Source organism: Acinetobacter bouvetii DSM 14964 = CIP 107468, from assembly GCF_000368865.1.
In the GTDB taxonomy this organism is placed as follows: Bacteria; Pseudomonadota; Gammaproteobacteria; order Pseudomonadales; family Moraxellaceae; genus Acinetobacter; species Acinetobacter bouvetii.
This window is the reverse complement of the sequence record NZ_KB849730.1, coordinates 225428-237243: the sequence shown is the minus strand read 5'-3', so window position 1 is coordinate 237243 and position 11816 is coordinate 225428. Positions and strand designations below refer to the sequence as shown.

Genomic DNA, 11816 nt, shown 5'->3' with positions numbered 1-11816 from the left:
TTTTTTTATTGAGCAGACGGGTTGATTGAACAGCAGTCTGGAAGCAGAGATATCAGCGGATCTTTTGCACGGCTGTCAGGGGGTATTGCTGGCTGCCTTTACAAATAGATGCCGCGCAGTTCTGTGCTGTGCGGGATCAAGTCTGTATTCCACTGCGCGACAGCCTGCTGAAGCATTTGAGCTGGGCTGTTTAACTCGACTTCCGGCTGGCGCAAAGCGCGTAAGGCCTGCTGTAAAAGCTTCGGCGCCTGTGTTAAATCCAGCGCCTGCGCCATATTCTGCTTAGACAGTTTCTGCCCCTGATCATTCATCGCTAAAGGCAAATGCATATACTGCAGCTGCGGATAACCCAGCAGCCGACCCAGCCAAATCTGCCGTTCAGTATTGTCTAAGAGGTCTGCGCCGCGCACGACATGCGTCATGCCCTGCAGATAATCATCCACCACCACTGCCAGCTGATAATTAATAATGCCGTCGCGGCGTTTGAGCACGAAATCGCCAAGATCATGCTGCAGGTTTGAGCAGTGTCTTCCCTGCAGGCGGTCAGTAAAGCAGATCTCCTGATCGCTGACTTTGACCCGAATGGCCTGATCTTTTAAAGCCAAGTTCAGATTGCGGCAGGTGCCCTGGTAAATATGATTCGAGCCGAGCATTTTCCGGGTGCATTGGCAGGCATACACCAAGCCGTGCTGATGCAGCTGCTCAATGGCAGACTCATAGAGATTCAGGCGGTTTTTTTGAAAGATGATGTCGGCATCAGGGTCAAACTGAAAAGCATCAATTGAACGAAGAATGTGATCTTCACTGCCGGGGTAGATGCGCGGAATGTCGGTATCTTCAATACGCACCAGCCATTGGCCATGATGTGCGCGGGCGTCGCAATAGCTGGCGACTGCGGTAATTAAAGATCCAAAATGCAAAGGGCCGGTTGGCGATGGCGCAAACCGGCCCACATAAGCCATCCTGCTGTCCCCCTCCTTTGGTAAAGAAGGGGCTAGGGGAGGATTATTCAATAGCATGCTTAACCGTTGTTTTGCTTCTCTTTGATTTCTGCCAGTGTTTTGCAGTCAATACATAGAGTGGCAGTTGGACGGGCTTCCAAACGGCGCAAGCCAATTTCAATACCGCAAGTTTCACAGAAACCGTAGTCATCATTTTTGATAGCTTCAATTGACTGCTCAATTTTACGGATTAATTTGCGTTCACGGTCACGCGTACGCAATTCAATCGCAAATTCTTCTTCCTGCGTTGCGCGGTCGTTGACGTCTGGAAGCGCTGTATTTTCATCCTGCATGGTGTTTAAAGTACGGTCCACTTCAGACATCAGCTCAGCTTTCCATGCCAGCAGGATACGCCGGAAGTGCTCAAGCTGCCCTTCAGACATGTATTCTTCATTTTTCTTAGGCTGATAAGGTTCAATACCAAATAAGCTAGCAGTAGAACCACCTTCAGATGCCTTTGGCTTCGCTTTGCGGACGCGTTTTACAGATTTTTCATCTGCTGTATCAGTTTGTGCGTCTAAGACTTGATTTTGGTTGTCATTCGCCATATAGGGCATTCCTCATCATATGCATATTATCTATACGCAAAAAATATGGTGATATGCAAGTTTTTATCGACCCTTTTGGGAGATTCCTCCTGCAGGGGTCGTCATCATATAGACTTTTTTTCGATTTTGATAGTCTTAGATGTCGGGTTTCTAACTATCACTTTTCCATCAGATGCAATAACTTAATGCAAAAGAAACAAAATGAAAAGTTAATAACCTGAAATTTCAACATTAATTTTGGGCTGATTGATTTTTACGCGAATCACGTGCGTCGAAAATTCACCATTTTCTTTTAAATTCAGCACACGGTAACCCGGCATAGACTCATCCAGCGCGAAAGAATCGCTATGCGGCTTGAACTGAACACTGGTTGACGGCGTGGATAAAAACTGCACGCCGTGGCGCTCATTGCGGGAATCTTGATGCACATGGCCGTACAGTACAGCTTTAACATTTTGATGCTTGGCGATCACATCCAGCAAATGATCTGCATTTTTCAGCTTATGCTGATCAATCCAGAAGGACTGCATGGCAAAGGGGTGGTGATGGCAGGCAATGATGATATGCTGATCCGCCTGTTCTGACAGCATTTGATCCAGCTGCTCCAGCTGTTCTTGAGCAACCCAGCCATCGACTTTCCCTTCAACAGCGCTGTTCAGCAGAATGAGGCGCCAATTGCCAAAACTCAGCATGTGCGCGCGGTCTTGCTGGCGGTGAAAAGGGAAAATGGCCGTATCGTCATGATTCCCCGGAATTTGAAAATGCGGCAGATTCAGCGTCTGCATAAAGCGTAAATAGCGGTCATAGGTTTCTGAGACCGGCACTTGCGCTAAATCGCCAGTATGAATGATGGCGTCAATATCGGGCAGGTGCTGTTTCATATGCTGAATGACAGCATGAAAGCTTTGTTCAGGATTCATGGCTGCAAATTCTAGATCATCCTGATCCATGAGATGCGTATCTGAAATTTGGACAATCGTCCAGCCTGAAGATGAATCTGTGTGATTTGATAAAGGCATGTCCTTCCCCTTAGACACTCTTTATAGTATGAATTTTCTGCTGCAGCCATTGCAAGGCCATAATGACGGGAGCATTCTTTAACCGACCGCTGGCAAGCAGCTCAGGCAGGTCTGCATAATTAAAAATATGCAGCTGAATATTTTCGCCTTCGTCCGGCATGCCGAAAATGCCGCCATGTTCAGGCAATTCCGCCTGCGCGGCATATAAGTGGAACAGTTCTGAACACGCGCCCGCCGAAGGATAAAAGCTGAACAGATGCTGCAGCGCATCCAGTTCACAGCCCGATTCTTCTAAGCTTTCCCTGCGGATGCAGTTTTCAGCAGATTCATCGCCATCCAATACGCCGGCAATAATTTCCAGCTGCCAAGGCGATTCGGCATCATCGATTGCGCCGATGCGGAATTGCTCAATTAAGGCAAATTTTTCCTGGCGGTCATGATAAATCAGTACGCCGGCAGCTTCCGGACGGTGAATCAGCTCTCTGTGAATGACCGCAGTGAACTGATCTTGCCCGAACAGGCGGTGCCGGAGGCTGACTTTTTCAACTTCAATAAAGCCTTTGAATTGATATTCACGCCCTTCAACAGTGAAATCTTTTTTGTTATATGAAGCTTGTTTAATAATATTCATATGCTTAAAAAATGCAAAAGGATGAAAACGGCTGTTTTCATCCTAACTGAGATTTAAAAGAACACCAATTTTTTTTTACGCAGTTACAGTTTGTGGTACAATTTTTGACCATGTTCATGGTAGGCCGTTTTCATGGCCTGCATGCCTGCATCAATGGTTGCGGGGCTTTCAGCAGCCGGTCTGGTATTTTGTTGATTTTGCGCGTAATCCCTGACATTTTGCGTGATTTTCATCGAGCAGAACTTTGGCCCGCACATAGAACAGAAATGCGCTGATTTATGCGCCTCTTTCGGCATGGTTTCATCGTGCATTGAGCGCGCTGTATCAGGGTCTAAGCTCAAATTGAACTGATCTTCCCAGCGGAACTCAAAACGCGCTTTAGACAGGGCATTATCGCGCACCTGCGCGCCGGGATGCCCTTTGGCAAGGTCTGCTGCATGGGCTGCGATTTTATACGTAATAATGCCGTCTTTGACATCTTTCTTATTGGGCAGGCCCAAATGCTCTTTCGGTGTCACATAACAGAGCATGGCTGTGCCGTACCAGCCAATCATGGCTGCGCCAATGGCAGACGTAATGTGGTCATAACCGGGGGCAATATCAGTGGTCAGTGGCCCAAGCGTATAGAAAGGCGCTTCCTGGCAGACCTCAAGCTGCAAATCCATATTTTCCTTCACCATGTGCATTGGCACATGCCCCGGACCTTCAATCATCACCTGCACATCATGTTTCCATGCGCGGTGAGTGAGTTCGCCTAAGGTGCGCAGCTCGCTGAACTGCGCTTCATCATTGGCATCCTGAATGCAGCCCGGGCGTAATCCATCGCCTAGACTGAAAGAGACATCATAGGCTTTCATGATTTCACAGATTTCATCGAAATGGGTATACAGGAAGTTTTCGGTATGATGCGCTAAGCACCATTGCGCCATGATTGAGCCCCCGCGGGACACAATGCCTGTCAGGCGATTCGCGGTCATCGGCACATAGCGCAATAGCACGCCTGCGTGAATGGTGAAGTAATCCACGCCTTGTTCGGCTTGTTCAATCAGCGTGTCTTTGAAAATTTCCCAGGTTAAATCTTCAGCCACGCCATCCACTTTTTCCAAAGCCTGATAAATCGGTACCGTGCCAATCGGAACCGGTGAATTGCGGATAATCCATTCACGGGTTTCATGAATATTTTTACCCGTAGACAAGTCCATGATGGTGTCTGCACCCCAGCGGGTTGCCCAGGTCATCTTTGACACTTCTTCATCAATCGAAGAACCTAATGCAGAGTTGCCGATGTTGGCATTAATTTTCACCAGGAAGTTGCGTCCAATGATCATCGGCTCGCATTCAGGATGATTGATATTGGCAGGGATGATGGCGCGGCCTTCAGCCACTTCTTTACGCACAAATTCAGGGGTGATTTCCATGAGGTTGCGTGCGCCAAAGTTTTGCCCTGCATGCTGGCGCATATCCACGCCTTCATGCTGGCGCTGATTTTCACGAATCGCAATGTATTCCATCTCAGGCGTGATGATGCCTTGTTTGGCATAGTGCATTTGCGAGACGTTGCGGCCTGTTTTGGCGCGGCGCGGTTTTTGGATATGGGCGAAACGGATGCCGGCGGTACGGATGTCTTTCAGGCGTTCTTGTCCGAACTTTGAGGTGAGGGTGTCCAAATGTTCAGTATCGCCACGTTCAGCAATCCAGGCTTCACGGACATTGGGCAGGCCTTTGTTCAGGTCAATCTGCACATTCGGGTCGGTATACACGCCTGATGTGTCATAGACCATGATAGGCAGATTTTTTTCACCGCCTAAGCCGGTTGGTGTATCGGTGAGTGCAATTTCACGCATCGGCACTTGAAGGTCTGGGCGTGAGCCTTGGATATAGACTTTTTTCGATGCGGGCAATATGCGGGTCAGATCTTTGGCTTCTTGCTCGTGTTGAGCCAATTGATCAGCGGGGGATAGATTCGTTAACTGGTTCATTGCAATGATCCTTATGAATGACATCAACGAATCAAGCACGACCAAAAACGCTGGCGATTTCGTCCTTTTCAAGGTGTATCCAGCATGGTTTTGCTGTGAATACAGGTATTTCGACCTATGCCTCTGAAACAGTGAAATGCGGGCTTTAGTTTTTAGACTGGCTTGATTCCTACGCAGGTTTTAACCTGATCAGGTTCAACGGTACTCACTCTCAAAAACATCAAATGCTTTTAAGTGATCTCAGCGAGGGATTACTCGCGCTCCGTCAAGCGATGGGCAAATTTTAGCGCAGTCTGATGATAAAAAATAGTCAGGCCGCTTGAACTTGTGCAATAAGCAGATAAATTGCTCTGCTGCTGTAGACAGGGACGCTAAAGGCAAATGGCGTCTGAAAAACAGTCCTGTTTATAATGAGGGGCAGGATTGCGCAAATTCAGATACAGCTCCAGCTGCTGCCAAGGGCTTAACCCGGTTTGACCGCCAGCGGACTGAATGCGCTGTTCGCCATTCATGTCTAAAAATTGCAGGAAACGGCTGGCTTGGCGGGTCAGCTCAGAATGCTGGAGGCTGGACATTTTATGCAGCTCTTCAATCGTGCTGGCCTGCACATCCTGCGGGTCGGCATAATTGCTGGACACGGGTGTTTTTTTTAAGCCTTTGAACAGGAAGAGTTTATACTGATACAGCAGGTGCTGTGCATCCTTCCGGTAAGTGCTTTGAGGATATGTGCGAATATAATCTTCCCAAAACAGCGCGCGCCGGGCAATTTCAAAAGGTTCAATCCTTAGCGACTGATTGGCGAATGCGGGTTCAATATTTTGCAGCGCTAAGTTTTCAATAAATACCCGCTCGGCTTCCGGCATGTAGGGCGAAAAAATTTTGGCGAGATAATATGGGCTGCGGCGGTAATGCACATTGGAAGATGCTGAATCCGCCAGCTCCACATAGGCCTGGCCTTGATGTTTCAGCAAATACTGATCGCGGATTGTCAGCTGTTCAAAGTGGCTTTGATGAATCGTTGGGTGCTGCGCGATGTCAAAGGCATATTGCTCAAAAGCCATTTGCTGAGGCGCTGTGCGGCTGACCTGCAGAAAGTTGCGGTACATTTCATTTGAGCGCTGGAGCATCTGCTGCTGTTTGGCCAAAGGCTGCAGCGGCAAGCAGACTTTTAAATCATGATTGACTTGTTCTAATGCAAAAGTGGTGCGCTGATTGTTGATTTCCTTCATGTTTTTTTCAAGATTTTGGCATAATGCGGACAAGTCAACAGCATCATGCCGTGCATGCGAATTTTCCAGCGGTTCTTTTAACGGCTGCGGTTCAGGCTGCTGCTCACAGCCCGCCAGCAAGAATATGCAGGAACATGCAAAGATCCGCTTTGCTGCGGTTAAACAACGCTTTGGCACAGGCACCCAATGAGGAAAGTTGAAAATACATTTGTCCGATAGAATGCCGATATTTTATAGCTGAAATTGCATCATACTGTGTAGTATTGTGAAGTTGTTTGTTACAGCGCCGTGTGTATGAGCATTTATTGCAGAAAAATGTGGCAGAGTTAGAAAAAAATGTATAAAAATTAATAAAAATCATACTGGAAATAGCGTAAAACAATTTAGGATTTGCTTAAGATTGATATTCAGTGCCTTGCCGTAAGATGGCTGGCTGTGATGGATTTACGAAAAAAAATGAAGATATGTTTTCTATTCAGCGCTTGCCTGCTTTGTGCAAGTTCCCCATTGCTGGCTATGGATTTGGTGGACGCTTATGACCGTGCAAAGCTGGCGGATCCGAATTGGCAGGCAAATCAGCTGCAATATGAAGCGGATAAATTGAATTTAGGCATTGCCAATGGCAACCTGCTGCCGACAGTAACGCTCTCAGGCAATATCACCCGAAAAAATCAAAATGCCAATCAAAGCGGCGCAGCCATGGGGCTGTCCCTGCCGGACAGCAGCACCGCCAGGCAGCTTGCTTTGACGGCACGCCAGCCGATTTTCCGCTGGGATGCATGGGAAGGCTTGAAGCAAGTCAAAACATCGATTGACCTGAGTGAAATCAATTTGCGCTTGCAGCAACAGGATCATATTCTGCAAGTGGCGGATGCCTATTTTAATGTGCTGCGCCAGCAGGCGCTGACGGCGGCAAATTTACAGGAAGAGCAGGCGCTGTCAGAACAGCTGAAAATGATGAATGCCAAGCTGAACGAAGGTTTAGTTGCTAAAAGTGATGTCAGCGAAGCCAATGCGCAATATCAAAATGCGCGCGCCAACCGCATGGCGACCCATGTGCAGCTGATTTTGGCGCAAGAACAGCTGCAGCAGCTGGTTGGGTCATACCGCGATCATTTGGCGGTGCTGCGTGAGGATTTTCAATTTCAGAAACCGGTGCCGGATAATATGCAAGACTGGGAAAATCTGGCCATGAGCCAGAACCTTGGCATACTGCAGGCCAAAACCCAGCGCCGCTATGCTGAAGATGCAAAGCGTGTGGAAAAAGCAGCGCTTTACCCGCAGGTTGAAGCGGTCGGTACCTATGGCTACAGCAAGCAGAGCCCCGAATCCATCATGTCGCAAGACGGCCAGTTTGATCAGGTAGGCGTCGAGATGAACTGGAACATATACAATGGCGGGCGCACGCAAAAATCCATTAAGCAGGCAGCCATCAATGTGCAGAAGAGCGAGGCGCTGCTTGATGCCGCGGTGCGGAAGGCGGCAACGGATGTAAAAAAATCCTATTTGCAGGTGGAAACTGATCAGGCCAAGCTTCAGGCGCGCAAAGCGGCCATGGATTCTTCCGCCATTGTGTCTAAAGCTTCGCAAGCGCAGTATCAGGAAGGGCTGAAAACCATGGTGGATGTGCTTTTGGCGCAGCGCAACGCATTCTCTGCCAAGCAGGACTATCTGAACTCGAAATATGATTACCTGCTGCACGTCCTGCAGCTGAAAGCTTCAGTCGGGCGTCTGGGCGATAAAGATTTAGCTGAAATGAACGCATGGCTGGTCAGTCCTGCAGAAGCTGCTGTAAAGAAATAGCCAGCCGTCATAAAACTTTAACAATGATTATGCTTTAATATCGGCTTAAAAATCTGTCTCAATTCAGCTGCTGTGGAGAACATCCCTTGCCAAATAATCCTGTGTTGAATCACCATATTTCTTCACAATTTAATGAAGATTTACAGGATGTGAACACCAAATTCATGACCATGGGCGGTTTGGTCGAACAGCAAGTGGCGAATGCAATTCATGCGCTGCTGGATACAGATGCCGCCATGGCGGTTGATGTCCAGTTTCAGGACAATACAGTCAACCGCTATGAAACTGAAATTGATGAGGCTTTGACGCTGATCCTTGCGCGCCGCCATCCGGCCGCCATTGATTTGCGCATGGTGATAGCGATGTCAAAAGCCAATACCGATTTAGAGCGCATTGGCGATGAAGCGGCGAAAATTGCCCGCATTGCGCAGAGCCTATGCGAAGAAGGTGGCTCGCCGCGCGGCTATATGGAAACCCGCCACATTGGCAATCAGGTCCGCGTGATGATTCATGACGCTTTAGATGCATTTGCGCGCCTGGATGTTGATCAGGCGCTGAAAGTGCTGCTGGCGGATGCGGACATTGACCGTGAATACCAGTCAGCTACCCGTACTCTAATGACCTATATGATTGAAGATCCGCGCCATATTAGCCGCGTGATCAATGTGTTGTGGGTGCTGCGTTCTTTAGAGCGCATCGGCGATCATGCGCGCAATATTTCTGAGCAGGTGATCTATATGGTGAAAGGCTTTGATGTGCGCCATACCAGTGTCGAAGAAATTGAGCAGAAAGTGCAGCGTTAAGCTGAGAGATATAAAAAAGCCTATCCATCGATAGGCTTTTTTTCTTTTGCGCGCATTGATGATTTTATTCGGGCGGCGCTTGCAGGTGAAATCTCTCTGTTGACTTCAGCTGTGGGTTTCTTCTTCGGCATCATCTTCAAAGGTTTTGGCAATTTTCTCAATATTCAGGCTTTTGGCCATCGCATCAAAAATTTCTTTATACACGCCTTCCTGATGGTACAGCGCATCATGTTCGCCGTGTTCAGCAATATAGCCTTCTTTCATCACATAGGTATAATCCGCATCAATAATTTGCGACAGGCTGTGCGAGATCATAATCACGGTACGGCCTTGCTTGATTTCATCTAAGCTGTGCTTAATCTGCTCAGTGGCAATCGCATCCAAGCTCGCGGTCGGTTCATCCAAAAAAATAATCGGCGGATTTTTTAAGAACATGCGGGCGAGGGCAATCCGCTGCTGCTGTCCGCCGGAAAGCATGAGGGCATCCGCTTCATAGCCATGCGGCAATTGCAGAATCTGCTCATGAATCGAGGCTTTTTTGGCCGCGGCAACCACATCTTCTAAACGGGCATTGGTTTTGCCGTAACGGATATTTTCAAAAATAGATCCTTGAAAAATATGATTTTTCTGCAGGACTAATCCAATATGCTCCCGCAGGTAATGCGTATCTATGTCCTGAATATCAATACCGTCAAGTTTAATTGTCCCGCTGTCTGGCTGATAGAATTTATCCAGCAGGCTGATGAGGGTGGATTTTCCTGCACCGGATAAACCGACCAGTGCTGTGATTTTATTCGGTTGTATGGTCATGTTGATATTTTTAAGCGCATGATGGCCATTGGGATAATAAAAATCGACATTTTCCAGCTGAAATTTACCTTTTATTGCCGGTTTTTGCTGGCCAGTCGATTCAATTTCATCGTCGGCTTCCAGTATTTTAAAGAAGCTTTCAGAGTAAATCATGGCATCATTGACTTCGTCATAAATACGGTGCAGTGAACGGATCGGGGCAGATACGTTATTGAACAGCAAGACGTGATACATGATCATGCCAATGCTCATCTGGCCGTCTAAAACAAAATAAGCAGTCAAGATGATAATCAGCACAATACCGATCTGTTCAATAAAGGTTTTCAGGCCATCAAACAAAAAACTGACTTGACGCGTCTGCATTTGATTGTCAGTCAGTTCTTTTTGCAGTTTCAGCTGTTTTTCTGATTCAATGCTTTCACGGTTAAAGGATTTGATGACCGTAATCGAGTTGATGATGCCTAAAATCCCTTGGCTTTTTTTCTCACGGCCATCGCGTAAATTCCGGCGCCAGCCGCCCAATTTCTGCGCCTGTTTATACGTCAGCCAAAAATAAACCGGCACAATGCTGAGCGCAACCAAGCCGACATAAAAATTGGCGTAAAACATGAGGCCCAGCGCCACGATTGCGCTGGTGAACAACGGTAAAATATCAATAAAGAAGATTTGCACCAAGCGGGTCAGAGAACCGATGCCGCGGTCAATACGGGTCTGCAGTTTGCCGGCTTGATTATTTTCTTGATTGAAAAAGGACAATTGGTAGGTGAGGAATTTTTCAATGATGCCCTGCGCTAAATCCTGAGAGACAAAAATCCGCAGTTTTTCCCCATAAAATTTTTGCCCAAATTGCACAAAGGCATTCAAAATTTCCTTGCCCAGCAAAATCGCTGAAATGGTGATCAGAATGTGCCAGCCAGCTGCTAGGCCTTGGCCGGCTTCTACCAGTTTATTGATGCTGTCGACAGCATATTGCAGCGTCAGCGCATTGACCTGAGCGGTGAGAGAGCCAATTAAAGTCAAAATAAGGGTGGCAATAACCAGCACCCGATAAGGCTGGACAAAAGGCCGAAGTTTTTGAAACAAATGCCATAAATTCATAAGCAGTTATTTTTATTGTGAATCCTGTTGCTGAGTCTAAGCCTGAACATTTAAAGCGACAAGCTGTGACTTTGTATTAATTTGTGAAGCGGCATTTTTCAGTACACTATGGATTGAAATGCAGGGACTGGGTGCGGGCCATGACGCTGGAATTATTTGAACCAGAGCGGCGAGGCAATATTTTGCCGCGTGACGGCATTGTTGAAGATTATGGCTTAATTTTAAATCAAGCGCAGAGCGATCAGTATCTGCGCTACTTTCTGCACCATCTGGCTTGGCAGCGGGATGAAGTGGTCCTGCATGGGCAGCATTATATTACCGGCCGTAAAGTCGTCTGGTATGGCGATGAACATTATCAATACCGTTATTCCGGCAGCTTAAAGCAGGCGCAGGCATGGAATTCGGGGCTTTTCCGGCTGAAACAGCACATAGAAGGCCTGATAGGCCATCCTTTCAATTCATGCCTTGCCAATTTGTATGAGCATGGCCAGCAGGCTGTGGGCTGGCACAGCGATGATGAACCCTCTTTGGTGTCGAAAGCAGGGCATGAAACCGTGATTGCATCCTTAAGTTTTGGCGCTACGCGCAAGATGCGCTTTAAACATAAAGTTCAGCCTGAACATATTGATGTGCTGCTGCAAAGCGGGCAATTGATTGTGATGCGCGGACAAACGCAAAAATATTGGAAGCATTGCATCAGCAAAACAGCCAAGGTGCTGGATCCGAGGATTAACCTAACGTTCCGCTATTTTTTCCCGGGATGAGCGACGGAAATTTCTGGCAAGAAAAAAGCCCATGAATATCATGAGCTTCTTGCTTCTGAGGGATGTCTTCATGTCGTTGCCAGCATGTCATGGAACATAATGGTTGTGAAGAACAATAATCATATTATGAG

The 11816-nt window shown here is 47.5% G+C and carries 10 protein-coding genes and 1 riboswitch; of the genes, 3 read left to right on the top strand and 7 right to left on the bottom strand.

The window, feature by feature from the left end; all coding sequences use genetic code 11:
• Nucleotides 1-98 precede the first annotated feature (98 nt).
• The 6 genes from gluQRS to F941_RS15725 form a co-directional block, all read right to left on the bottom strand.
• On the bottom strand, nucleotides 99-1019 hold the full coding sequence (gluQRS, locus tag F941_RS15750; protein WP_026253400.1) for a tRNA glutamyl-Q(34) synthetase GluQRS: 921 nt from the start codon (nucleotides 1017-1019) through the stop codon (nucleotides 99-101).
• 2 nt (nucleotides 1020-1021) lie between these two features.
• Nucleotides 1022-1549 (bottom strand): RNA polymerase-binding protein DksA, encoded by a 528-nt coding sequence (dksA, locus tag F941_RS15745; RefSeq protein WP_005013354.1) that lies wholly within the window; start codon nucleotides 1547-1549, stop codon nucleotides 1022-1024.
• Between the two features lie 209 nt (nucleotides 1550-1758).
• The gene (cpdA, locus tag F941_RS15740; protein ID WP_005013343.1) at nucleotides 1759-2568 is read right to left on the bottom strand and encodes a 3',5'-cyclic-AMP phosphodiesterase; all 810 of its coding nucleotides are present in this window, start codon (nucleotides 2566-2568) and stop codon (nucleotides 1759-1761) included.
• Nucleotides 2569-2578: 10 nt separating this feature from the next.
• Nucleotides 2579-3199 carry an NUDIX domain-containing protein gene (locus F941_RS15735; RefSeq protein WP_005013339.1) on the bottom strand — a complete coding sequence of 207 codons (621 nt, stop codon included), beginning with the start codon at nucleotides 3197-3199 and terminating at the stop codon, nucleotides 2579-2581.
• A gap of 83 nt (nucleotides 3200-3282) precedes the next feature.
• Complete coding sequence (gene thiC / locus F941_RS15730; protein WP_005013336.1) at nucleotides 3283-5178, bottom strand: phosphomethylpyrimidine synthase ThiC; 1896 nt, start codon at nucleotides 5176-5178, stop codon at nucleotides 3283-3285.
• Between the two features lie 149 nt (nucleotides 5179-5327).
• Nucleotides 5328-5453: riboswitch (TPP riboswitch) on the bottom strand.
• A 96-nt stretch (nucleotides 5454-5549) separates the two neighbouring features.
• Nucleotides 5550-6590 (bottom strand): hypothetical protein, encoded by a 1041-nt coding sequence (locus tag F941_RS15725; RefSeq protein ID WP_005013334.1) that lies wholly within the window; start codon nucleotides 6588-6590, stop codon nucleotides 5550-5552.
• A 273-nt stretch (nucleotides 6591-6863) separates the two neighbouring features.
• Here F941_RS15725 and abuO point away from each other — a divergent pair, with 273 nt between their 5' ends.
• Both abuO and phoU read left to right on the top strand, forming a co-directional pair.
• Nucleotides 6864-8210 carry a multidrug efflux outer membrane protein AbuO gene (gene abuO / locus F941_RS15720; protein WP_026253398.1) on the top strand — a complete coding sequence of 449 codons (1347 nt, stop codon included), beginning with the start codon at nucleotides 6864-6866 and terminating at the stop codon, nucleotides 8208-8210.
• 86 nt (nucleotides 8211-8296) lie between these two features.
• A complete protein-coding gene (gene phoU, locus F941_RS15715) occupies nucleotides 8297-9013 on the top strand; it encodes a phosphate signaling complex protein PhoU (RefSeq protein ID WP_005013328.1) in 717 nt (238 codons plus the stop codon).
• Nucleotides 9014-9118: 105 nt separating this feature from the next.
• On the opposite strand, the gene F941_RS15710 is transcribed toward phoU, so the two are convergent.
• Nucleotides 9119-10921 (bottom strand): ABC transporter ATP-binding protein, encoded by a 1803-nt coding sequence (locus tag F941_RS15710; protein WP_005013325.1) that lies wholly within the window; start codon nucleotides 10919-10921, stop codon nucleotides 9119-9121.
• A gap of 140 nt (nucleotides 10922-11061) precedes the next feature.
• Between F941_RS15710 and F941_RS15705 the strand changes: the two genes are divergently transcribed.
• A complete protein-coding gene (locus tag F941_RS15705; protein ID WP_005013324.1) occupies nucleotides 11062-11685 on the top strand; it encodes an alpha-ketoglutarate-dependent dioxygenase AlkB family protein in 624 nt (207 codons plus the stop codon).
• Nucleotides 11686-11816: the final 131 nt, after the last annotated feature.

What these genes read in the sequence shown, in the direction of transcription:
- gluQRS (WP_026253400.1), bottom strand. Translation starts at nt 1,019, where the DNA reads ATGCTATTGAATAATCCTCCCCTAGCCCCTTCTTTACCAAAGGAGGGG.
- dksA (WP_005013354.1), bottom strand. Translation starts at nt 1,549, where the DNA reads ATGGCGAATGACAACCAAAATCAAGTCTTAGACGCACAAACTGATACA.
- cpdA (WP_005013343.1), bottom strand. Translation starts at nt 2,568, where the DNA reads ATGCCTTTATCAAATCACACAGATTCATCTTCAGGCTGGACGATTGTC.
- F941_RS15735 (WP_005013339.1), bottom strand. Translation starts at nt 3,199, where the DNA reads ATGAATATTATTAAACAAGCTTCATATAACAAAAAAGATTTCACTGTT.
- thiC (WP_005013336.1), bottom strand. Translation starts at nt 5,178, where the DNA reads ATGAACCAGTTAACGAATCTATCCCCCGCTGATCAATTGGCTCAACAC.
- abuO (WP_026253398.1), top strand. Translation starts at nt 6,864, where the DNA reads ATGAAGATATGTTTTCTATTCAGCGCTTGCCTGCTTTGTGCAAGTTCC.
- F941_RS15710 (WP_005013325.1), bottom strand. Translation starts at nt 10,921, where the DNA reads ATGAATTTATGGCATTTGTTTCAAAAACTTCGGCCTTTTGTCCAGCCT.
- F941_RS15705 (WP_005013324.1), top strand. Translation starts at nt 11,062, where the DNA reads ATGACGCTGGAATTATTTGAACCAGAGCGGCGAGGCAATATTTTGCCG.